We start from the raw sequence: 20823 nt of genomic DNA on the forward strand, positions 1-20823 counted from the left end.
CGACATCGGTGGCACCCCACAGCGCTTGCTCACGGCCCTGACTACCTACCTGCGGAGAGCGCGCAGGAACGAGCGGTACACAGCGATACGGTGCTCGCCGCGCAGACCCCGTAGCGTGACCAGGGTTGTCACGAGCAGCACTACGGCTACAAGAGCCAGCAAGGCGATGACGAGGGGGATGTGGTCACTCAGCGAGTTCATGTGCGCCTTCCAATGAGACTGCCGGACGCTCGCCCGACGCCCTCAGTGAAGTGCTGTCGTTCAAAAGGCGGAGTGACGGACCGCGGTCGAGACGGGGAAGGTCCAGGTCATGGGGGCGGGACCGGAATTCCGGACCGGACGAGGAGACAGCCGGCTCAGCGGCGATGCCCTCGGCCAGAAGCGCGAGCCTTGTCCTTGCTGAACGGTTCGAACCACTCCTCCGGGCGCAGATAGGCGATGCCTGCGAACCTGTTGACAGGGTCGGCCGGGTCTTCGACGCCCGACATCCAAGGCCAGTAGAGCCAGAGGACGTCGTGATCCTCGAAGAGGAGATCCTTGCAGTCGGCCCAGTCGAAGTCGTCGGGGGACTCGGGCAGTCCGACGCAGATCTCCTCCACGAAGTCCATTTGGTCCAGCGTCATGGCAGAAGCGCTCTGGAGCGCCATGTGCAGTGCCATCTCTTCGCCCGTACAGGTGGGGGAGGGCAGCCGGCCGGCTCGGATGTCCTCGGCCAGATCGTCGTAGCAGCGTGCGAACTTTCTTCGCCACTTACGGCCTTGCTGCCAGGTCTGTGACGGGAGATTGGCGAGCATGAACGGCCCGAACTTCCTCGGCCTGATCGCCTTCCCTCCGAACTCCTTGATCGCGTCGTACGTCATGTCGCAGTCGATGTCGAGGGCGGCTTCCAGGACCTTGAGGGTGCGTGCCGAGGGCTGCCACGGCCTGTCGTCGTCCTCCTCGTCCGACAGTTCCTCGGAGCTGCGCGAAAGGTCCCCTTCGGGCGGCTCCTTATCGCGTGGCTGAGGGTAGATACCCGGTTCGTTGAAGTACGCCTCGGACTTAGGATCTCCGACCTTCGCGGCCTTGCGGTACCACTTCTCGGCCCGTCCCCGCTGACCTTGAAACACATATTGGTTGCCGAGCAGCCGCATGGAAACGGCGTCGCCGGTGGCGATGGCTCTCTTCAACCAGACCTTGGCGCGCTTGGGAGCCCTTCTGCGGTGCAGCACTCCCAGTGCACGCATGGCGTCCACATCCCCTGCCTCTGCCAGTGGGCCCAGTGAGCGTTCCCCGACATCGGAGCGGTCGTTCGCGAACGCGGCGAGTGCTACGTCGTGTCGTTGGTGGCTCTGAACAGCGAGTTCGAGAGCGGTCTCCCAGACTTCCTGTGGCAGGGGAGCGGGCGCCGTCGCCCTCATCACCGCATCCACGAGGTAGTCGAAGGCCTGCCAGCCGTCATCGACAGGGATCAGATGCCGTGTCGCCCCATACCGCGCCTCTGTCGCCCATGACCAGGCGCGGTCGAGGGGCTCGGGAGTAAGAAGCGACGTGTTGCTGCCCGGAAGAAGCTTTTCGTGTAGATCGACCAAGGCGTCGCGGGTGATCGCGCCACTGATCCCGGCGCGGGCGAGGTCGATCGCCGCGTGCACGAGGGCCGCCCCGCGCGGGTTTCCCCCGACGCGGGGAGCCTGTTGCAGCTCACGCCACAGCTGTGGTCCTGCCGCCAGATACTCGGCGATTCCATGATCGGTTGAAGCTTGTAGAGCCTCCGCCAGTCGGGGGTCACGGGCTGATGTGGCTACCTCTGCGGCACGTGAGAGTTCGGCAGACGACCACAGGCGCTCGACCCGTATCTCATGGGCCAGATTCATGACATCTGCTGCGACGCCGTCCGTGAGGAGCTGCTGCTGGAAGGTGTCACGCAGTGTGGCAAGCACGACCGTCCGCGCAGACCGGAGGCGTCTGAACTGCTGCATGGTCAGTCCGTGCGTGCCCAGAAAGCGCTCCGCGTCATTGAGCCACAGGATGCTGGGTGTTCCTCGGCGAGACAGGGACACAGCCGTGTCGACGGTGTCGGCGAGGTCGACGCTGCCCTGTGGTGCCAGGAGCATGGAGTCCAGCGCGGCCGTCCTCATCGCGTGGTGAGCCGTGCGGGTCTTGCCGGCAGCCGAGTCCCCGGTGAGGAGCACCATGCCGCCCTTGCCCAGGAGCCGACTCAGAGCCAGTTCCACCGTGGCGTCGACATCTCGGCGTACATACGGTGTGAGAGTCGGAGCGTTCGGCAGGAGCTGGGGTCTGTGGACACCCAGTTCCATGGCCGTCCAGTCCCGCACCGGTGCGGGTTCTGATGGGCCGGTGCGGGCCTCTTTCAGCGCTGCAGCGTAGATGCTCAGCCACTGTTCCCGGTCCATCAGCCCGCGTTTTCCGGCGATGCGATCGAGCGCGAGGAGCAGAGTTTCGAGGAGGTCGTGAGTCTCTGGAATGCTCACTCCGCGACGCCATTCACTCACGGACGACTTGTTCAAGTGAGGAGTGCCGCGAACGCGACTTGCCCGGACGATATTGACGAGCGTGGGACGCCCCAATCCCCGCAGTGTCTCCTGCAGCAGGGAACTGAACTGTTCCCGGGCGCTTTGCTGGGGCGCGGGCACGCTCGACGGCATGCAGTGATTCTTCATCAGGCGCCACGGAGTGGGAGCGCGAACTCCTGAACTGGTGCTGCTTGCCAACCCGGACGTGCTCGCCTTCCACGAGCTTGGCCTGGACGTGGACGAGGTGGAGCGGCGGTCATGACGACGCCGTCGATGCTGGGTGAGGGACGTGACCGCCAAGTGGCGGGAACGGTTGGGGGGTTCGTGCTGGCGCGGGATGAGCTTCGAGGGCTTGGTCGCGTTGCTCCGGAGAGCCAATTGCGGGGCCTGTGCCGCTTCCTGCGCGAGGCGTACGCCGCCGAGATGTGCGAGCCGAGCTGGTCGTGTTGTGTGCCAGCACCTGGGCGACCGGCTCGTCTCCTGCGGCTACGAACCGGCCGGGGCTGCGTACACGAAGCGGCGGTTCGTGTGGTGGGCGATGCGGGCCCGCGAGCGGGGGTCGGTGGGTGCGTGCCGGCCGCCTTGCTGCTCTGGCTGTGTACGGGTGTACGCAACACTGTGTACACTCGTACACATGGGATACGTGCTGCTGGCCGGCGCCATAGCCGCCGAGGTGGGGGCCACCACCGCCATGAAGTACAGCGAGGGGTTCAGCAGGCTCTGGCCCTCGGTGCTCACCGTCGCCGGCTACATCGTCGCGTTCGCGCTGCTCGCGCAGACGCTGAAGACCGTGCAGATCGGCACCGCCTACGCGATCTGGGCGGGCACCGGCACGGCCGTCATCGCCGCGATCGGCATGCTGTTCCTGGGGGAGGGCCTGACGCTCGCCAAGGTCGGCGGGATCGTCCTCGTCATCGGGGGCGTCGTGCTGCTCAATCTGGGCGGGGCGCACTGATGGGCACGCGCCGCTACGACCCCGAGCGCCGCCAGCGGATCATCGACGCCGCGATCCGGGTGGTCGGCTCGAAGGGCATCGGCGGGCTCAGCCACCGCTCCGTCGCCCGTGAGGCCGACGTGCCGCTCGGCTCGACCACGTACCACTTCAAGACGCTCGACGAGCTGATGGTGGCCGCGCTGCGGCAGGCCAACGAGGGCTTCGCGAAGGTCCTCGCGGGGCACCACGCCATCGAGGACCCGGACAGCGATCTGCCCGCCGAGCTGGCCGCCGTGCTCGGCGAGTGGCTGGCCGGGGACCGCGACGGCGTGGAGCTGGAGTACGAGCTGTACCTGGCCGCGCTGCGCAGGCCGTCGCTTCGGCCCGTCGCAGCCGAGTGGTGCGAGGAGCTCGCCGAGGTCGTCGCCCGGCGCACCGACCCCGTCACCGCGCGGGCCCTGGTCGCGCTCATGGACGGGATCTCGCTCCAAGTGCTGCTGACGGGCGGCGAGTACGACCCCGGGTACACGCGGGAGATGCTGGCGCGGCTGATCCCCTGACCGCGGCGGCGCCCGGCTGGTGAGACGGGGGCGGGCACCGGTTAGCCTCCGCGGGCCCGCGCCGATTAGGTTTGGGGCCATGACCGACACCACTGCTCCCCGCTCCACCGGCGCCGTCGCCGCCGGCCTCGCAACCGTTACGTCCGACGGCATCGTGCTCGACACCTGGTTCCCGAAGCCCGAGCTCGTCGCCGAGCCCGGTCCGGCCGGGACCGAGAAGCTCTCCGCCGAGAAGGCCGTCGAGCTGCTCGGCGCGGGCGCGGCGAAGGCGATCGGTCCCGACGCCCGCCGTGGCGTCGAGGTCGTGGCCGTCCGCACGGTCATCGCGTCCCTCGACGACAAGCCGCTCGACGCCCACGACGTGTACCTGCGCTTGCACCTGCTCTCGCACCGCCTGGTGAAGCCGCACGGCCAGAACCTGGACGGCATGTTCGGCTTCCTCGCCAACGTCGCCTGGACCTCGCTCGGCCCGGTCGCCGTCGACAACCTGGAGACGGCCCGGCTGAACGCCCGCGCGGAGGGCCTGCACCTCCAGGTGACGTCCGTGGACAAGTTCCCGCGCATGACGGACTACGTCGCGCCCAAGGGTGTGCGCATCGCCGACGCGGACCGCGTCCGCCTGGGCGCGCACCTCGCCGAGGGCACCACGGTCATGCACGAGGGCTTCGTGAACTTCAACGCCGGCACGCTCGGCACGTCGATGGTCGAGGGCCGCATCTCCGCCGGTGTCGTCGTCGGCGACGGCTCGGACATCGGTGGCGGCGCCTCCACGATGGGCACGCTCTCCGGCGGCGGCAACGTCCGCATCGTCATCGGCGAGCGCTGCCTCGTCGGCGCCGAGGCGGGCGTCGGCATCGCGCTCGGCGACGAGTGCGTGGTCGAGGCGGGCCTCTACGTGACGGCGGGCACCCGCGTCACGATGCCCGACGGAGACGTCGTCAAGGCCCGCGACCTCTCCGGAGCCTCGAACATCCTCTTCCGCCGCAACTCCGTGACGGGCACGGTCGAGGCCCGCCCGAACAACGCGGTCTGGGGCGGCCTCAACGAGGTGCTGCACAGCCACAACTGACCTGCGTCAGCCGGTACAGCCGAGCGCCCTCCCGTGGTTCACGGGAGGGCGCTCGTGCGTTTTCCGGGGGACGTCAGGCGGGGCGCCCCCGTCGGAGGCGGCCGCGCAGTCCGTCGTAGGTCACTCCGAGGGCCAGCGACTGGACCAGGGCGCTCACGGCGACCGCGGCGACGAGGACGCCGAAGGGTGCCTCGGGGATGAACGAGATCGCGACCAGGGACGTCGGAGCGGTCACGAAGAAGCTCCAGACGCCGACCATGCCGGGGTCGGGGGACGTCAGCAGGACGACGGCTTCGAACACCATCGTCGCCCCGACCAGGCCGAGATAGACCGCCGACGCGGGATTGGTGACAGTCAGGCGCAGCAGGGTGCGGGCATTCATCGGTCGTCTCCCCGTGGGTGATGGTGCCGTTCTTCCCTCTATGGTCACGCCGGGTCCGGGCCCCCGTCATGAGTATCCGTACCTGGTTCGGGGCTGTCCCAGACGAGTACGCGCATGTCCTGCGTGCCGGGTACGAGCCCGCCCAGCAGGTGCGGCGACTCCAGGCGGTCGGCCATCTCCTCCAGGTAGTCCGTCACGGACTCGTAGCGGGGGCCACGGTCGCCGTACTTCGACCAGAAGCAGACCCGGCCCGTCTCCAGGTCCACGTACAGCAGGGGATGCAGCTCATGGCGGTCGGGGGCGCAGAAGGGGATCCAGGACGCCCGCCAGTGCGGCACGGCGCCCTCCTCGGCCTCGTCGATGCCGGAGCCGCGGGCCACGCTCATGTGGAACTCGTACGCCTCGGCGACCCGGTCCAGGGGCAGCAGCGCCATCTCGTCGAGCATGAACGCCGCCCAGGGCAGCTCCTCGTACGCGCCGGGGCGCAGTGACCAGAGCGCGGTCAGGCTCGGTGAGAGCCGGACGCCGATGCGCCGGGCCAGCTCCTGGACCTCGCCCGCCTGCGGGCTCGGCCGCAGCGCCGCGAGGGAGCCGGGGGCGTGCTCGCCGAGCCAGTTCTCGACCCGGCCCCAGGCGGACCGCACCTGCCGCTGCTCCGCCGTGATCCGCTGCACCTCCATCAGCCGGCGCATCGTCGCTTCGTCGATCGGTTCTCTGCCGTTGTCCACCGAGGGAAGCTACACGGAAGAATTCTCGCCGGGCAGGGACTTCGCGGGCGGGAAGAAAACCATCGCCGTCGCCGTGAACGACGCGCGGACCGGCGACCTCGTCGACAGGCTGCCCGCGCAGCAGCTGCTCGCCTGGGCCGACGACAAGCGGCTCATCGCCTGGGGCTGCGACCCCAAGAAGTGCGACGGCAAGGGCGAGTTCCGCAACCAGTTGCTGCTGGTGACGATCGGCAGCGACAAGGTCGTCCAGCTCAGCGACTTCCGCAGGGCGTCGGCCGACTATCCGGGGCGCTGGTCGCCCCAGTTCACGACGCGCTGAGCAGCTCCTCGAGCGCCGCCCGCAGCCCGTCGGCCGCCTCCTGGCCGGCGGGTTGCAGCGGTGCGCGGACCGGGCCACCGAGGAGCGCCTTCGCGGTGACCGTTCCCGGCAGACCCGCGTACATCATCAACTGGGTGAGGGGGACGGTGAGTCGCTGGCGGCGGGCGGCCTCCGCGGTGTCGCCCGCGTCGTACGCGTCGACGATGGCGCGGAAGGCGGCGGGCGCCACGTTCGAGACCGTCGAGACGTAGCCCGCGCCGCCGAGCGCGTACAGCGCCAGGACGTACTCGTCGCAGCCCGTGTAGTACGCCAAGTCCGTTTCGGACATGACCCGTTGGGTGCCGAGGAGGTCGTACGCACAGTCCTTCACGGCGACGATCCGGGGGTGGCCCGCGAGCCGGATCATCGTCTCCGGCTCGATGCGGGTGCCGGTGCGGCCCGGGATGTCGTACAGCATCAGGGGAAGGTCCGTGGCGTCGGCGATCGCCCGGAAGTGTGCCTCGACCGCGTCCTGCGGCGGGCGGCTGTAGTACGGGGTGACGACCAACAGGCCGTCGGCGCCCGCCTGTTGGGCCTCGTGGGCGAGGCCGACGGTGTGGCGAGTGTCGTACGTGCCGATGCCGGCGACGACCTTGGCGCGGCCGTCGACCGCCTCGCGCACCGCCCGCACGAGGTCGGCCTTCTCCGTGTCCGTCGTGGTCGGCGACTCCCCGGTGGTGCCGGACAGGACGAGGCCCTCGCAGCCCTCCGCGACGAGCCGGTCCGCCAGCTTCTGGGCGGCGGACAGGTCGAGCGCCCCCGTCCGTGTGAAGGGCGTGACCATGGCGCACAGGGCGCGGTTGAAGGGGGCAGGGCGTGGGGTTGCGTCGGTCATGACCGGAGTGTCGGTCCGGGCGCCGCTTAGCTCCACTTAATTCTGCTACGAGGTGGTGCGAAGCACTGCTGAAGAGTCGAAGTGGAAGCGGAACGGCGGGGCTTGAATGCGTCGCCCGTCGACCGTTTTGGCTGAGATGTGCGCTTCAGGTGGCGCGGCGGAAACCCGATGAACCGCAGTGAAGACGCTGGTCCGTTCGCGAGGTGCGTGTGGTGCGAGACATGGTGATGGCGCTTGCCGCGCCCGCGGTGATGTGTGCGAGCGGGCTCTACGCGGCGTGCGCCGTGTGGTGGCGCCGCCGGCACCCGGCGCCCGAACCCTGGTCGCAGGCCGGGCTGCGGCTCGCGGGGGAGCGCGCGGTGGCCGTGGCCGAGGCACTGGTGGCCGACGAGCACGCCCTGCTCATGCAGGACGCCGAACGCACTGGTGCCAAATCGGGCCGGGTGCGCCACCATGAGAGGCCGGTGACCGGCAACCGGATCGCCGAAGGCCGCTCAGGGGAGGCACCATGAGGCTCGGCAAAGCACTCGCCACCGGAATCGCCGAGGAAGCGCCGCGGGACACCGAGCGGCCCGAAGTGGACGACAAGGCCGAGGAGTTGGCGGCCGAGACCGTCGCGCGCGAGGCCGCCCCGGAGCCCGCCGAGGTCCCGGCCGCGCGATGAGGCTGCGGCTCCCGCAGGAGCGCCCGACGGAGCCGCCCACCGGTTACAAGATCGCCCACCCCGTGCTCGCCGCGGACCGGGGGAGCGCCGGATTCCTGGGCGTCTCGCTCGGTGCAGCCGCGCCCTACCAGGTGCTCGACGAGGCGCGCTGCGTGTACGGGCGGCGCCACCGCGCGCCGCACCGGCGCTGCGACTGCGGATTCCACTGCGTGCACGAACGCCGTTGGGCGGAAGGGATGTTGGCCGAGGTCGGGCACCGCAGGGCGGTGCTGCTCGAGGTCTCCGTCCTCGGGCCCTACATCCGGTTCGAGCGCGGGTTCCGCTACGGGCGCCAGCGGGTGCGCACCGCCACCGTCGGCCCGTGCCCGTGCGGCGCCGAGGCCACCGTGCTCGCCGACGCCGGGTGGGGGCGCGCGGGCAGTGGGGTCTCCCCTGCTCGAGCGGAGCCGAGAGCTTGGGGGATGGCCCTTGAGGCGGCGTGTCCCGGGTGCGTGGGCGGGAGGCCGCGCTGGACCCTGGACGCGTTCGCCCGGCTCGCGGGAGACGGGCTGCGGGTGCGTGCCGCACCGGCGGCGGGGCCGTCGGGACCCGCCCCCAAAATGCCCGAACTGGCGGCGGAGGCGGCCCTGCTCCAGGCCCGACTCGACTGGTTCCAGGGGCAGTTGGCACGCCTGGGGCGGACGATGGGAGAGGACGGGTAGCCGCGCGGGGGCGGGGCGGGCCGACCTGTGGGACCGTGAGTCCATGCGACGAATCCGGCGGTCATGAGCGGGCCCCCCGACGGCGGAAAGCCGTTCGAGGTCCGGCGTGAGTTCGAGGTCGGCGCCGCTCCCCAGCGGGTGTGGGACGCGGTCACCAAGGGGTCCGGCGGCTGGCTGTGGCCCATGGAGTACGAGCCCAAGGAGGGCGGCGAGGGCCCCTTCCGCTCCGTGCTGACCGCGTGGGACCCGCCGCACCGGCTCACCGTCCGCTCCGACGACCCGGACGCCCTGCCGCCGGGGCAGCCGCTGAACCAGCTCGACTGGACCATCGAGCCGCGCGACGGCGGCAGCCGCGCCCGGGTCCGCTACGTCCACAGCGGCATCTTCGCCGACCGCTGGGACGAGCAGTACGACGCCTGCGACAAGCACACCGACTTCTACCTGCACACACTGTGCCAGTACGTGACGCACTTCGCGGGCCGCCCGGCCGCCTTCGCGACGCTCGACGGGCCGCCCGCCTCCGCGAACCCCGAGGCGCTCACCGCCGTCGCCCGCGCGCTCGACCTGCCCGCCGACGCGACGCAGGGCGCCCGGTTCCGCGTCCAGGGCCCGGACGGCCGAACCCTGGACACCGTGCTCGACTACCGCAACGCCCAGTTCCTCGGCCTGCGCACCGACGACGCCCTGTACCGCTTCTTCGGGCGCGGGCACTGGGGCGCGCCCGTGGGCGTCAGCGTCCATGACTTCGCGCCGGACGCCGACGCCGCGCGCAACGAGGTCGAGTGGGGCGACTGGCTGGCGAGGATCTTCGACTAGCGGATCCGAACGGCAGACCCTAGGGGCGGAAGCGCAGCACCTGCGGGTCGTGATCGCTGATCTGGTCGTGGAACTCGCTGTTGATGTGCACGCTGTCGTACGCGAACGCGTCCTTCTTCCTGATCGACGGGCTGATCAGGATCTGGTCCAGGACCTGGCTGTTGCCCTGGTAGTCATACGTGTAACGCTCCTGCTTCGGCAGGGACTTGATCGCCGACCAGAGCGCGCCGCCTGCCTCCAGGCGCTGCGCCGTGCCGGAGAACTCGAAGTCGTTGATGTCGCCGAGCGTGATCACGTCCGCGTCCGGCTGCGCCTTCAGGATGTCCTTGGTGAAGGCGTTCACCACCGTCGCCTGCGCGTGCCGCTGCGTCTCCGAGGAGCGGGCCGGCGGCTGGTACTGGGAGGTCAGGCCCTGGTCGCCGCCCTTGGACGCGAAGTGGTTGGCGATCACGAAGACCTGCTTGCCACGGAACGTGAACTCGCCGGCCAGCGGCTTGCGGCTGTTCGCCCAGGCCGTGTCGGCGGGCGCCACGCGGCCGGGGGAGGCGGTGAGCGCCGCCCTGCCGTTCTCGCGGGTCACGCCCACCGGCGTGGTGGCGTCGCCGCCGGGGCGGTCGGTGAAGGACACGCGGTCCGGGTTGAACAGGAAGACCTGGCGGATGTTACCGCCCGGCTCGCCGCCGTCCTTGTTGTTCTCCGGGTCGATCGAACGCCAGTCGTAGCGCGGCCCGCCCGCGGCGGCTATCGCGTCGATCAGTTTGCCCATCGTCGCGTCGGCGGCGACCGTCCCGTCGTTCTTCGCGCCGTTGTTGTCCTGGATCTCCTCCAGGGACACGATGTCGGGCGAGCGCAGATGGTCGACGATCGCTGCCGCGTGCGCGCCGAAGGTGGTGTCGGACGGGTCGAGGTTCTCGACGTTGTACGTCGCCACGGCCAGCTCGCCGGACTTCTGCGCGCGCGTCGTCTCGCGCTCCGGGCCGGACTGCCGCAGGGTCCCCAACTCCCGTGCCACCAGCGTGTATCCGCCGTACTGGTTGAAGTCGAGGGGGCCCTCGGTGGTGCCGGTCAGGGTGTCACCGACGTCGGCCGCGGGGAAGTCCGCGAGCGCGCCCAGCGACTGGATCTGAAGCCGTCCGCCGTTCTGGTCCTCGTACGAGGCGTACCGGGTGCCGCCGCGCTTGGTGCGGTTCTCGTGCGGCTTCACCGTCACCCACAGCTCGCCGTACGCGTCGGACGCCGTGACGACCCGCGAGGAGCCGACGCGGACGTTCTGGCCCTCCAGGGACTCGTAGTAGTCGAGGGCGTACGCGCTCGGGCGCAGCGGCAGCTTGTTGATCGAGCCGTTCGCCGCCGGGTCGCCCTGCGGCGCGTACGCGGCGGGGACCGACGTGGCGCTGATGGTGGTGACCGGCACCGGGTTGCCCGACGAGTTCACGGTCACGGTCGGCTTCGTCAGCTCGGTGAGCGACTGGTTGCCGGACGAGGCGCCCCCGGGAACGTACTCGGAGACCGTCGCGGACACGGTGACGGCGTCGCCCGCCTTCACCGTGGGAGTGGAACTCGTGAAGACGAAGACGCCCTCGCTGGTGGCCGGGTCGGCGTCGGGACTGGTGTCCTGGAACCAGAAGCCGCGGGACGAGCCGTACGTTCTGACGCCCGTCACCACCCCCGTCACGCCGGTGACCTGCTGTCCGGCGAGCGGGGACGTGCGGGTGGTGCCCTGGATGTCGTGGATCGCGACGTCGGCGGCGGCCGCGTCGGCCGGGATCGTGGCGAGGGTGCCGGACACCGCCGCGCAGGCGACGGCCAGCGCGGCGAGGCGCGACCGGGAGAACGGGTGGGGCGTCGGACGGGACAACGGATCCTCCGAAAGACGTGCGGCCGGCGGGTGCCGGGACGTGGTGGCGGAGCGGGACCTGGAGCCACGGGAGCCGGGCGGCGCGTGCCGTGGACCCCGTGCGCCCCCGTGTACTTCTACGCGCGTCAATTTCCGTCCTGCGCCCGCGAGTTGTCAAGGTTTCGCGGATGTCGGGGGCATGAGGGGGAGCCGACCGGTACATGAACCGGGCAGCACCGGTGTAAATCCGTCTAGGCTGGGCGGTCGCAAACCTACGTACGCCTCATGCACCGCCCCGAGGAGAACCAGCCGATGTCAGACAGCTCCCCCCTGCCGCCGGTGCGGCTGCCCGCCGAAGCGGAGCTGGCGCGGGACGCCCTTGCCACCCCCCTCCTGTCCCGCGCGGTGAAGCTCGCCCGCTGGGCAGGCCCCGAGACCCGGGTCGGTGCGGGCGGTGAGCTCGTCGAGGAGCAGCTGCCCGCCGCCGCGGCCGAGCTCGGGCTGACCGGTTCCGTCGACGAGGCCGACGGCGCCGCGTACGCGAGCGAGGCCTGGCGCATCGCCGTCGACACGGGCCTCGTGGAGGTCGTGGACGAGGAGGAGGGCACCGTCACGGTCGGTGAGGAGCTCGGTACGCTCACCTCCGGCGGCCCCGCCGACGTGCTCACGGTGTGGCTGGGCGCGCTCGACACCGTGCTCGCCGACGCGAGCGTGCCCGACCTCGACGACCTGGTCGGCGCCATGGAGGAGGGCGGCGAGATCGACTTCTCGCAGCTCGACTGGGACCCCGAGGCGGAGTCCGAGTTCCTGGAGGGCGTGCTCGGCAATCTGTATCTGCTGACGGTCAGCGAGGGCGGCGCCGGCGAGGAGGCCGTGCCGCTGCCCGCGCTCGCCGCGTCGATGATCGTGCCCGACGACATGGGCGAGCCCACCGACGACGTCCTGGAGCAGGTCTCGGACGCGATGATGCGGCTCGACGACCAGTTCCGGCTGCTCGACCCGATCGGCCTGGTGGAGTTCCAGCCGGTCGACGAGGCGCTGATGGCCGACGCCGACGAGCCGGTCGCCGGGCCCGTCGACGACTCCGACGTCTCCCGCTACGGGATGGTGCGGCTCACGCCCCTCGGCCTGTACGGCGTGCGGGCGCGGATGCTCGACGCGGGCCTGGACGCCCCGGCCGTCGGCGACCTCGCCGACAAGGGCGCCGACGCGCTGCTCGACGGTACGGCCACGTTCCCGCAGGCCGCGGCGCAGGTCGAGATCGAGCAGTGGCTCGCGCGGCGCGAACCGCTGGCCGCGGCGCGGGAGTTGCTGGCCGCGGCGCGCGGCGCCGACGAGTGGGCGCCGCTGCGGCGACTGCGGTGCCAGCAGGCGCTGTCGCTGGTCGGCGCGGAGGCCGAGCCGGCGCTGCGCGAGGTGCTCGACGACGCGGAGCTGGGCGGGCTCGCCCGGGTGTGGCTGGCCGAGCACGGGTTCGCGGACGTGCCGGCGCCCTCGCAGGACCTGGTGTTCTGGCTGACCGTCGACACGATCGCGGCGCAGCTGTCCATCGAGGGGAACTCGGAGGAGCTTCAGGCGCTGGTGGAGGGGCTCGCGGCGCAGCACAGCGGGTTCTTCTCGGCGGCGTGGCGGGTGGAGCACCCGGCTACCGCCGATGTGCTGGAGGCGATGGGGCGCTTGCATCCCGACAAGAAGGTGGCCAAGGAGGCGCGGAAGGCGGCGTTCAAGGCGCGGTCCGCCAACGGGGGGTGATGGTGCGCTGCGGCGGGGTTGCGGTCTCGGGGCTCTGCCCCGGACCCCGCTGCTCAATCGCCGCAGGGGCCGGAAATACGCCCGGCCGCCGCTTGTACGCGGCGGCCGGGCGTTGCGCGCTCAGCAGAGATACCGCGTCGTGTGCTTGAACGACGAGGACGCGCCGTCGAAGCCGTACGTGCCGCGGTACGACGGCGGGTTCTGGAATTCGCCGACCACCGTGATCGTGGAGGCGCACGAACCCTGGCCCGCGCGCTTCGCGTCCAGGCGGATGGTGTCACCGATGAAGCCACCGGTGATGTCCCACGGGGCACCGCAGATGCCCGACGTGATCTGGCCGCCGGTCACCACGAAGGGGTGCGTGTTCGGGTTGATCTTCGCGGTGATGGCGAAGGTGACCGAGCCGTTGTTCAGCTCCAGCTTGCAGTCGACCGTCAGCGCCTCCGCGGACACCTCGCGCTGCGCGGCGAACGCCTCGTCGCGGGTCTTGACCTCCGCGCCCTGCGGGTTGTGGAAGCGGTGTTCCGAGCGGGTCTGGCCCTTGCCCTTGCGTGCCTGAGTGGTCATGGCGTCTCCGTCACCTCCTCCTATGCCAACTGCTCGGAGACTTCGACGCGCAGCAGCGCGCGTACGTTCTCGATGTGGTTCTCGACCGTGACCGTCGAAGAGCCGGCGAACAGCAGGCCGACCGCCACGTTGTCGTAGGACGTCACGAGCGAGCCGGAGTCGCCGCCCGCGGACATGTTCGTGGTGAGGATCTGGTCCTTGAACCGGGCCGTGCCCGCCGTGCCGTAGTTGACGTCGATCGTGGCGTCGACCGCGACGATCCGGCCGAAGGACACGTTCGTCGTCCGGCCCGTCTTCTTCACCAGGTCGCCGACCGCGACGTTCGCCTTGCGGCGCCAGGCGCGCGGCGCCCCGCTGAAGTACTGCTCGCGCGTGGCGTCCTGGAACTGGACCTCGGCGAGCGCGCAGTCGACCACGTTGTTCTGCCGGTCGAGCGGCGTCTGCGGGGCGAACTGGATGGTGATGAAGCGGGACAGCGTGGCGATGCGGTCCGCGGGGTCCGTGCCGCCGTCGAACCGGCCGGGCTGCACGATGGCGCTGCCCAGCTGGGCCCGGTTGGAGTCGGCGAGGACGTGGTTGTTGGAGAGGATGTAGAACTTCGCCGGGGTGCCGAGCCCCGGGCCCGGCGGGTCCACCGTGGCGCCCGGCAGGAAGTCGTAGACGACGCTGCCGAGGGTGCCCGCGGTGATGGACACATTGCCCACGGAGAAGCCGGAGGGGCACGGGCGCATCCGGCGTACGAGTTGCTGCGGCTCGAACGCGCCGAGCCCGCCGAGCTCCTCGAGGAGCGGCTGGCCGACGCCGGACAGCTGCTGGGAGATGCCGCCGTCGGGGCCGTACGTGACCTCTTCGGAGCGGGCCCCCGAGGGGCGGCTCTGCCGGCGCTGGGCGGAGATGTGGCCGACGGCCACGATGTCGGTCGGGGTGCCGTCGTCCATCTGACGCGGAATCACATCCCGTTCGGGGAGCAGTGATTCGGGCACCTTCTGGGTCACGAAGACGAGGACGGCCTCCTCGCCCGTCGGCTCGCCGTTCGACCATTTCACGCCGTGGCCGAAGCCGACCACATTGGCAAGGGGCGCCTCGCGCCGCAGGAAGTCGCTGGTCGCTTGCTGCCGGGAGCTGTCGCTGAGCTGCCCGCCGGCCGGTCCGCGCATCAATTCGGGCTGGCGCACGCCAGACCACCTCTATTCCCCTGACTTGCCGCTGAAGTGCGGGGGACCCCTCACGACTCGTCGTTCTGGGCGTGCACGTCACCGATCGCGAGCACACGCACCGGTACCCCGTCGAGCGCTTCGGGGACGATGTCCTCCGCACGGAGCCGGTCGCGGGGCACTTTGCGGGTCACGAAGACGACGATGACGTCCTCGCCCGAGTGCTCGTCCTTCCCGGTCCCGACTCCGGTGACATTGGCCAGCCTCATCAGCCGGCTCTCATGGAGGCCGCGTGCCTGGCGTACGTCCATCGGCTCGCCACCCTCCGACCTTCGAACGGTCTGCTGCCGTCTGTCTATTGCCGCTCGGCAGGCCGGTCAAGGAGGTCCGCGCGAAATCATGGGTCTGGGGGTGAGATGCGCCTGTTGACCTTCTTTACGAAGATTGCGCAGGGCCCGTGGAGGGGGCCGCGGGCCCTTGCCGTGTCATGTACGCAGGTACGAGGCGCCGTTCAGGTCGAGGACGGTGCCGGAGGACCACTGCGCGGCCGGCGAGGCGAGCCACAGGACGGCCTCGGCGATCTCCTCGGCCGAGGCCACCCGGCCGAACGGGCTCTGCGCCCGCACCTCGTCGGTCAGCCGGTGCGCCACCCGCTCCGTCTCGATGAAGCCGGGCGCGACCGATGCCACCCCGATCCCGTGCGGCGCGAGCGCCACCGCGAGGGACTGGCCGAGCGCGTGCACGGCCGCCTTCGTCGCCCCGTACGCCGGGTGGTCCGGCTCGCCCTTGAAGGCGCCGCGCGAGCCGATGTTGACGATCCGGCCCGCCGTGCCCTGCCCGATCATGCGCTGCGCGGCGAGGTGGCTGAGGTGCGCGGTGCCGAGCAGGTTCACGGAGACGTGGCTCTGCCACTGCCGCACCCACTCCTCGTACGGGGTGGTGGCAGGCGGATGCGGGGTGTTCACGGCGGCGTTGTTGACCAGGACGTCGAGGCCGCCGAGGCCGTCGGCGGCGCGCTCGACGACGTCTGCCGCGCCGTCGGGCGTGGAGATGTCGCCGCCGACGAGGACGTGCCCCGCGCCGTCGAGCGAGTCGAGCGTGGCCCGCGCCTCGTCCTCCCGCGAGCCGTAGTGCACCGCCACCCGGTCGCCGTTCGCCGCGAAGGCACGGGCCAGCGCCCGGCCCAGGCCGCGCGAGGCCCCCGACACGAGGACGCGGCGGTCGGACGGTTCCAGGTTCACGGAAGTCATGTAAGCGGGCCCCTCGGCGTTGGACGGTGTTCAACCGCCGTTTATACGCGAGCGAGAACGTATGGCCGAAAACAGGGCCCGTTCACTCTCATCGATCATCACGGGAGACAGCCAGCATGTCGCTCACTCGCAGGGACTTCACCAGACGATCCGCGGCCACCGGCGCCGGCATCGCACTCGCCGGGTCCGTCGGCTCCCTGGCCACCGCACCGAACGCCCTCGCGGCCACCGACGACGCCTCCGTCGACGTCCTCAAGGGCAGGGACAAGGGCATCGGCTACGGCCCGCTGGTCGACGACCCCGACGGCATCCTCGCGCTGCCCGAGGGCTTCTCGTACACGATCATCACGTACTGCGGGAAGACCAAGCTGGAGTCCGGCGAGTTCACGCCCTCCAACCACGACGGCACCGCCACCTTCGCGGGTCCGCGAGGCGCCACGCTGCTCGTCAACAACCACGAGCTGGCGGGCGCCCGCGCCGACTGGCCGCACCCGGTGCCGCTGACGGAGGGCCTCGTCTACGACCCGATGGCGGCCGGCGGCTGCACGGTCGTCGAGGTGCGCCGCGGCGGAGAGGTCGCCGAGTGGGTCGGCATCGCCGGCACCGCCACCAACTGCGCGGGCGGCCACACCCCGTGGAACACCTGGCTGACCTGCGAGGAGACCGAGGACAAGGCCGGTTCCAAGGGCTTCACCAAGGACCACGGCTACGTCTTCGAGGTCGACCCCGCCGACCGCCGTGCCAACCGGTCCCCGAAGCCCATCAAGGCGTTCGGCCGCTACGCGCACGAGGCCGTCGTCATCGACCCCAAGCGCGGCCACGCCTACCTCACCGAGGACGCCTCGGGCCCCAACGGACTGCTCTACCGCTGGGTTCCGCCGAAGGGCTTCGAGCACGGCCGCGGCAAGCTGCGCACGCTGGCCGACGACGCGGGCGTGCTCCAGGCGACCCGGTGCTTCGACTCCGGCGGCCGCTTCGTCGACGACCTGTCGCGCGCCACGAAGATCGGCACGACGTACGGCGTCGACTGGGTCGACGTCCCCGACCGCGACGCCAAGTCGGTGTCGACGCGCAAGCAGTTCAAGGACGGCGAGATCACCCGTGCCCGCAAGCTGGAGGGCATGTGGTGGGGCGACGGCGGCGCCTACGTCGTCTCCTCGTTCGCCCGCGAGGAGAGCCCCGTCGCGCACGACGGCCAGGTCTGGTTCTACGACCCCAAGCGCCGCACCCTCACCCTGAAGGTGCTGCTCGGCGTGAACCCGGACCCGTCGAAGGACGGGGCCCTCGACGGCCCGGACAACATCACCGTCTCCCCGTACGGCGGTCTGGTCATCTCCGAGGACGGCGAGGGCATCCAGCACCTGTTCGGGGCGACCGAGCAGGGCCGTACGTACCCGATCGCGCGCAACGACCTCAACATCGGTACCGAGGCGGAGCCGGAGTACAGCGAGATGACGGGCGTGACCTTCTCGCCCGACGGCTCCACGCTCTACGCCAACATCCAGACGCCCGGCATCATGCTGGCCATCAAGGGCCCCTGGAAGCGCCAGGGCTGAGGGCCCGAGGGCTCACTCGAGCGGGTCCACCGGCGGCGCCTCGCGTTCCGAGGCGATCCGGTGGACCCGCCCCCGCACCGCGTACCAGCCGATCGTCAGGCACACCGCGATCGGGATCAGCATCAGCACCGTGTTCCGGCCCGCGCCGTCCTTGTCGAACCACATCATCACGATCACGGCGAGCAGGAACGCGATCGTCGTCAGCTCGATCCACGGCGAGGCCCACAGCCGGAACGCGGGCCGGTGCACGACGCCTTCTCGCGCGCGCCGCACGAACACCAGGTGACAGAGCATGATCATCACCCAGGTGGAGATGACGCCGAGCGAGGAGACGTTCGTGACGATGGCGAACGCGTCCTCCGGCAGCCAGGCGTTGAGCGCGACCCCGAACAGCGCCACCGTCGCCGTCAGCATGATCCCGCCGTACGGGACGTGGCTGCCGCTCATCCGGGCCGTGAACGAGGGGGCCGAGCCCGCCATCGACATCGAGCGCAGGATGCGGCCCGTGGTGTAGAGCCCGGAGTTGAGCGAGGACATCGCGGCGGTCAGCACCACCAGGTTCATGATGCCGCCTGCCGCCGGCACCCCGATCTTCGACAGCACCGTCACGAAGGGGCTCTCGCCCGCCGAGTAGGCCGTCCAGGGCAGCAGCAGCGTCAGCATCACGACCGAGCCGACGTAGAAGATGCCGACACGCCACATGATCGAGTTCACGGCCTTCGGCACGACCTTCTCCGGCTCCGCGGTCTCGCCGGCCGTCACACCGACCATCTCGACCGCCGCGTAGGCGAAGACCACGGTCTGCGTGATGAGGACGACGGGCAGCACGCCCAGCGGGAAGAAGCCGCCGTTGTCACTGATGAGCGAGATGCCCGGGTCGGCATTCCCGTCGACGGGCTTGCCCGTCACCAGGAAGAAGATCCCGATCAGCAGGAAGAGAACCAGGGCCGCGACCTTCACGATGGCGAACCAGAACTCCATCTCACCGAAGCTCTTCACCGAGATCAGGTTGATGGTCAGCACGATCGCGAGGGCGACCGCGGCCAGCACCCACTGCGGGATCGTCGTGAACATCGACCAGTAGTGCACGTACAGGGCGACGGCGGTGATGTCGGCCATCCCGGCCGAGGACCAGTTCAGTACGTACATCCAGCCGGCCACGAACGCGCCCCGCTCGCCGAGGAACTCGCGCGCGTAGCTCACGAAGGAGCCGGAGGAGGGCCGGTGCACGACCAGTTCACCCAGGGCCCGCACCACGAAGAAGGCGAACACGCCGCAGATCGCATAGGCGAACGCGAGGGCGGGTCCCGCCTTGGCGAGGTTGCCGCCGGCGCCGAGGAAGAGCCCCGTGCCGATCGCCCCACCGATCGCGATCATGCTGATGTGGCGGGGCTGAAGACTCTTGGCGTACCCGAGGTCACCGGCGTCGGTGACCCCCTCGGCGGTGATCGGGTCGTCGAGGTGGGGGTCTTCCCCGGCCGGTCCGGTTTGGTGCCCTTTGTGCATGTTCACGACGGGCACTCTCGCAAATTAAATGCCTGGCGTCGCAGCTACGCGCCGCAGGCATGCGGGGGCGCGAAAAGTCCCCCGCAAAAGTGCCCCGCAAAAGTCCCGGGTAAGGGAACGGTAAAGCGGAGTCGCTCGTTACCCCAGGCATGACCGCAATGACTCCCGGCTCGAACATCCCGCTCACTGCGCAGCGCGTGGCGGTTGACGTCACGGCGCCCGTGCGGCTCGACGTATCGGGCCTGCTGCTCACCGCCGACGGCAAGGTGCGCTCGGACGACGACTTCATCTTCTACAACCAGCCCTCGGGGCCCGGCGTGACGTACACGTCGGGCGGCGGCACCTCGCCGGACTCCATCACGGTGGACACGGCCGCGGTGCCGCCGGGCATCGAGAAGATCGTCGTCACCGCGAGCCCGGACGCCGAGGGCCAGTCGTTCCAGGGCGTGGAGCCGACGGCCACGATCCGCAGCGCGGACGACGGCTCGGTCCTCGCCACGTTCACGCCGCCGCAGCTCGGCGCGGAGACGGCGCTGGTGGTCATGGAGGTGTACCTGAGGAACGGCGCGTGGAAGGCGCGCGCGGTGGGCCAGGGGTATGCGAACGGGCTTGCGGGTATCGCCACGGACTTCGGTGTGTCGGTGGAGGAGCCGGCCGCCCCGGCCGCGGCGCCTGCCCCCGCCCCGCAGGCGCCGCCCGCGCCGCCGGCCCCGATGCCCGCGCCGACGACGCCTCCGGTCGACCCGCGGATGGCCCCGCCCCCGCCGGTCGCCGCCGCGCCCGCGCCCGCCGCCGCTGCCGCGCCCGCCCCGGCGCCCGGCTCCGGCAAGATCAACCTCGACAAGGGCCGCGTCTCCCTCCAGAAGAACCAGACGGTGTCCCTGGTCAAGGGCGGCAAGCCGCTGCTCTCGCAGGTCAAGATGGGCCTCGGCTGGGAGCCCGCCTACCGCGGCAAGGACATCGACCTCGATGCGTCGGTCATCGCGTACGGGCCGCAGCGCAACCACGTCGACAGCTGCTACTTCGGCAAGCTCTCGATCGTGGGCGGCGCGATCAAGCACTCCGGCGACAACCTCACGGGCGAGGGCGCGGGCGACGACGAGGTGATCGTCGTGGACCTGGGCCGCATCCCCCAGGAGGTCACGGGCCTGGTCTTCACGGTGAACTCGTTCACGGGCCAGAAGTTCACCGAGGTCGCCAAGGCGTACTGCCGCCTCATGGACGCGGCGACGGGCGAGGAGCTGGTCCGCTTCGACCTCACCAACGCGGAGGCGCAGACGGGCGTGATGATGGCGAAGCTCATCAAGCAGTTCTCCGGCGAGTGGGAGATGACGGCGATGGGCGAGTTCGTGAAGTCACGGACGGTGCGCGGCATGGTGAAGCCGGCGGCGAAGGCACTGTAGGGGCGCGCGGACTGTTGTGAACGGCAACCGTTCACCCGGATGGCGGCACTCGGCGTATTCGGCCGGGCCGTGCCCCGCGGCCCTCCGTGGGGCCGCGAAGGCGCGTCCACCAGGCCTTACGGCTACGCCGAGTGAAGCTCCTTGTTGCGAACTCCCCAGGTCCGGCGCGGGATGGACCTGAGGCACATGGCCCAAGCGGCGGCCACCAGCCGCCTCCATGTCCCGAAGGGAGTGATCA

The 20823-nt window shown here is 70.5% G+C and carries 21 protein-coding genes; 11 read left to right on the top strand and 10 right to left on the bottom strand.

The window, feature by feature from the left end:
- Window positions 1–356: 356 nt before the first annotated feature.
- The gene (locus ACNYS0_RS30485; RefSeq protein ID WP_422478061.1) at window positions 357–2645 is read right to left on the bottom strand and encodes a tetratricopeptide repeat protein; all 2289 of its coding nucleotides are present in this window, start codon (window positions 2643–2645) and stop codon (window positions 357–359) included.
- Between the two features lie 502 nt (window positions 2646–3147).
- Here ACNYS0_RS30485 and ACNYS0_RS30490 point away from each other — a divergent pair.
- The 3 genes from ACNYS0_RS30490 (at window position 3148) to dapD (ending at window position 5076) form a co-directional block, all read left to right on the top strand.
- Window positions 3148–3468, top strand: a complete 321-nt coding sequence (locus ACNYS0_RS30490) for a DMT family transporter (protein ID WP_422478063.1) — start codon at window positions 3148–3150, stop codon at window positions 3466–3468.
- Window positions 3468–4007, top strand: coding sequence for a TetR/AcrR family transcriptional regulator (locus tag ACNYS0_RS30495; protein WP_422478065.1), 540 nt, complete (start codon window positions 3468–3470; stop codon window positions 4005–4007). Before ACNYS0_RS30490 ends, ACNYS0_RS30495 begins: the two co-directional genes overlap by 1 nt.
- A 79-nt stretch (window positions 4008–4086) precedes the next feature.
- Window positions 4087–5076 carry a 2,3,4,5-tetrahydropyridine-2,6-dicarboxylate N-succinyltransferase gene (gene dapD / locus ACNYS0_RS30500; protein WP_422478067.1) on the top strand — a complete coding sequence of 330 codons (990 nt, stop codon included), beginning with the start codon at window positions 4087–4089 and terminating at the stop codon, window positions 5074–5076.
- Between the two features lie 73 nt (window positions 5077–5149).
- On the opposite strand, the gene ACNYS0_RS30505 is transcribed toward dapD, so the two are convergent.
- Together ACNYS0_RS30505 and ACNYS0_RS30510 are read right to left on the bottom strand one after the other, a co-directional pair.
- A complete protein-coding gene (locus ACNYS0_RS30505; protein ID WP_422478069.1) occupies window positions 5150–5458 on the bottom strand; it encodes an SCO4225 family membrane protein in 309 nt (102 codons plus the stop codon).
- Window positions 5459–5502: 44 nt separating this feature from the next.
- The gene (locus tag ACNYS0_RS30510; protein ID WP_422478071.1) at window positions 5503–6186 is read right to left on the bottom strand and encodes an SMI1/KNR4 family protein; all 684 of its coding nucleotides are present in this window, start codon (window positions 6184–6186) and stop codon (window positions 5503–5505) included.
- Here ACNYS0_RS30510 and ACNYS0_RS30515 point away from each other — a divergent pair.
- Window positions 6179–6505 carry a hypothetical protein gene (locus tag ACNYS0_RS30515; protein ID WP_422478073.1) on the top strand — a complete coding sequence of 109 codons (327 nt, stop codon included), beginning with the start codon at window positions 6179–6181 and terminating at the stop codon, window positions 6503–6505. The genes ACNYS0_RS30510 and ACNYS0_RS30515 overlap by 8 nt on opposite strands.
- Here ACNYS0_RS30515 and dapA read toward each other — a convergent pair.
- Window positions 6492–7379 (bottom strand): 4-hydroxy-tetrahydrodipicolinate synthase, encoded by an 888-nt coding sequence (gene dapA / locus ACNYS0_RS30520; protein WP_422478075.1) that lies wholly within the window; start codon window positions 7377–7379, stop codon window positions 6492–6494. The genes ACNYS0_RS30515 and dapA overlap by 14 nt on opposite strands.
- Window positions 7380–7591: 212 nt before the next feature.
- Here dapA and ACNYS0_RS30525 point away from each other — a divergent pair, with 212 nt between their 5' ends.
- From ACNYS0_RS30525 to ACNYS0_RS30540, 4 genes are all read left to right on the top strand, one after another.
- On the top strand, window positions 7592–7891 hold the full coding sequence (locus ACNYS0_RS30525) for a hypothetical protein (protein WP_422478077.1): 300 nt from the start codon (window positions 7592–7594) through the stop codon (window positions 7889–7891).
- Window positions 7888–8043, top strand: a complete 156-nt coding sequence (locus ACNYS0_RS30530) for a hypothetical protein (RefSeq protein WP_422478079.1) — start codon at window positions 7888–7890, stop codon at window positions 8041–8043. Before ACNYS0_RS30525 ends, ACNYS0_RS30530 begins: the two co-directional genes overlap by 4 nt.
- Window positions 8040–8744: a hypothetical protein gene (locus ACNYS0_RS30535; RefSeq protein WP_422478081.1), complete on the top strand. Its 705-nt coding sequence runs from the start codon at window positions 8040–8042 to the stop codon at window positions 8742–8744. The genes ACNYS0_RS30530 and ACNYS0_RS30535 overlap by 4 nt, the downstream gene beginning before the upstream one ends.
- A 63-nt stretch (window positions 8745–8807) precedes the next feature.
- Window positions 8808–9560 carry an SRPBCC family protein gene (locus ACNYS0_RS30540; RefSeq protein ID WP_422478083.1) on the top strand — a complete coding sequence of 251 codons (753 nt, stop codon included), beginning with the start codon at window positions 8808–8810 and terminating at the stop codon, window positions 9558–9560.
- 19 nt (window positions 9561–9579) lie between these two features.
- Here the strand turns inward: ACNYS0_RS30540 and ACNYS0_RS30545 are convergent, their stop codons facing one another.
- On the bottom strand, window positions 9580–11418 hold the full coding sequence (locus ACNYS0_RS30545) for an endonuclease/exonuclease/phosphatase family protein (protein WP_422478085.1): 1839 nt from the start codon (window positions 11416–11418) through the stop codon (window positions 9580–9582).
- Between the two features lie 291 nt (window positions 11419–11709).
- Here ACNYS0_RS30545 and ACNYS0_RS30550 point away from each other — a divergent pair, with 291 nt between their 5' ends.
- The gene (locus ACNYS0_RS30550) at window positions 11710–13149 is read left to right on the top strand and encodes a hypothetical protein (RefSeq protein ID WP_422478087.1); all 1440 of its coding nucleotides are present in this window, start codon (window positions 11710–11712) and stop codon (window positions 13147–13149) included.
- 120 nt (window positions 13150–13269) lie between these two features.
- On the opposite strand, the gene ACNYS0_RS30555 is transcribed toward ACNYS0_RS30550, so the two are convergent.
- The 4 genes from ACNYS0_RS30555 to ACNYS0_RS30570 all read right to left on the bottom strand — a co-directional run bounded on the left by ACNYS0_RS30555 (window position 13270) and on the right by ACNYS0_RS30570 (window position 16120).
- Window positions 13270–13716: a hypothetical protein gene (locus ACNYS0_RS30555; protein ID WP_385766068.1), complete on the bottom strand. Its 447-nt coding sequence runs from the start codon at window positions 13714–13716 to the stop codon at window positions 13270–13272.
- Between the two features lie 20 nt (window positions 13717–13736).
- Window positions 13737–14891 carry a chymotrypsin family serine protease gene (locus ACNYS0_RS30560; RefSeq protein ID WP_422478089.1) on the bottom strand — a complete coding sequence of 385 codons (1155 nt, stop codon included), beginning with the start codon at window positions 14889–14891 and terminating at the stop codon, window positions 13737–13739.
- Window positions 14892–14941: 50 nt separating this feature from the next.
- Window positions 14942–15181, bottom strand: coding sequence for a hypothetical protein (locus ACNYS0_RS30565; protein ID WP_422478091.1), 240 nt, complete (start codon window positions 15179–15181; stop codon window positions 14942–14944).
- A 174-nt stretch (window positions 15182–15355) separates the two neighbouring features.
- Window positions 15356–16120, bottom strand: coding sequence for an SDR family NAD(P)-dependent oxidoreductase (locus ACNYS0_RS30570; protein WP_422478093.1), 765 nt, complete (start codon window positions 16118–16120; stop codon window positions 15356–15358).
- Window positions 16121–16236: 116 nt separating this feature from the next.
- Between ACNYS0_RS30570 and ACNYS0_RS30575 the strand changes: the two genes are divergently transcribed.
- The gene (locus ACNYS0_RS30575) at window positions 16237–17676 is read left to right on the top strand and encodes an alkaline phosphatase PhoX (RefSeq protein ID WP_422478095.1); all 1440 of its coding nucleotides are present in this window, start codon (window positions 16237–16239) and stop codon (window positions 17674–17676) included.
- A 12-nt stretch (window positions 17677–17688) separates the two neighbouring features.
- Here the strand turns inward: ACNYS0_RS30575 and ACNYS0_RS30580 are convergent, their stop codons facing one another.
- Window positions 17689–19182, bottom strand: a complete 1494-nt coding sequence (locus tag ACNYS0_RS30580) for an amino acid permease (protein WP_422482815.1) — start codon at window positions 19180–19182, stop codon at window positions 17689–17691.
- A gap of 158 nt (window positions 19183–19340) precedes the next feature.
- Between ACNYS0_RS30580 and ACNYS0_RS30585 the strand changes: the two genes are divergently transcribed.
- Window positions 19341–20585: a TerD family protein gene (locus ACNYS0_RS30585; protein WP_422482816.1), complete on the top strand. Its 1245-nt coding sequence runs from the start codon at window positions 19341–19343 to the stop codon at window positions 20583–20585.
- The last annotated feature ends 238 nt before the right edge of the window (window positions 20586–20823 follow it).

It is taken from the genome of Streptomyces anthophorae (genome assembly GCF_049310305.1).
Lineage (GTDB): Bacteria > Actinomycetota > Actinomycetes > Streptomycetales > Streptomycetaceae > Streptomyces.

Bases quoted from the DNA above. Each gene is read 5' to 3' on its own strand.
- ACNYS0_RS30485 (WP_422478061.1), bottom strand. From the start codon at position 2,645: ATGCCGTCGAGCGTGCCCGCGCCCCAGCAAAGCGCCCGGGAACAGTTC.
- ACNYS0_RS30490 (WP_422478063.1), top strand. From the start codon at position 3,148: ATGGGATACGTGCTGCTGGCCGGCGCCATAGCCGCCGAGGTGGGGGCC.
- ACNYS0_RS30495 (WP_422478065.1), top strand. From the start codon at position 3,468: ATGGGCACGCGCCGCTACGACCCCGAGCGCCGCCAGCGGATCATCGAC.
- dapD (WP_422478067.1), top strand. From the start codon at position 4,087: ATGACCGACACCACTGCTCCCCGCTCCACCGGCGCCGTCGCCGCCGGC.
- ACNYS0_RS30505 (WP_422478069.1), bottom strand. From the start codon at position 5,458: ATGAATGCCCGCACCCTGCTGCGCCTGACTGTCACCAATCCCGCGTCG.
- dapA (WP_422478075.1), bottom strand. From the start codon at position 7,379: ATGACCGACGCAACCCCACGCCCTGCCCCCTTCAACCGCGCCCTGTGC.
- ACNYS0_RS30530 (WP_422478079.1), top strand. From the start codon at position 7,888: ATGAGGCTCGGCAAAGCACTCGCCACCGGAATCGCCGAGGAAGCGCCG.
- ACNYS0_RS30535 (WP_422478081.1), top strand. From the start codon at position 8,040: ATGAGGCTGCGGCTCCCGCAGGAGCGCCCGACGGAGCCGCCCACCGGT.
- ACNYS0_RS30540 (WP_422478083.1), top strand. From the start codon at position 8,808: ATGAGCGGGCCCCCCGACGGCGGAAAGCCGTTCGAGGTCCGGCGTGAG.
- ACNYS0_RS30550 (WP_422478087.1), top strand. From the start codon at position 11,710: ATGTCAGACAGCTCCCCCCTGCCGCCGGTGCGGCTGCCCGCCGAAGCG.
- ACNYS0_RS30555 (WP_385766068.1), bottom strand. From the start codon at position 13,716: ATGACCACTCAGGCACGCAAGGGCAAGGGCCAGACCCGCTCGGAACAC.
- ACNYS0_RS30565 (WP_422478091.1), bottom strand. From the start codon at position 15,181: ATGGACGTACGCCAGGCACGCGGCCTCCATGAGAGCCGGCTGATGAGG.
- ACNYS0_RS30570 (WP_422478093.1), bottom strand. From the start codon at position 16,120: ATGACTTCCGTGAACCTGGAACCGTCCGACCGCCGCGTCCTCGTGTCG.
- ACNYS0_RS30575 (WP_422478095.1), top strand. From the start codon at position 16,237: ATGTCGCTCACTCGCAGGGACTTCACCAGACGATCCGCGGCCACCGGC.
- ACNYS0_RS30580 (WP_422482815.1), bottom strand. From the start codon at position 19,182: ATGCACAAAGGGCACCAAACCGGACCGGCCGGGGAAGACCCCCACCTC.
- ACNYS0_RS30585 (WP_422482816.1), top strand. From the start codon at position 19,341: ATGACTCCCGGCTCGAACATCCCGCTCACTGCGCAGCGCGTGGCGGTT.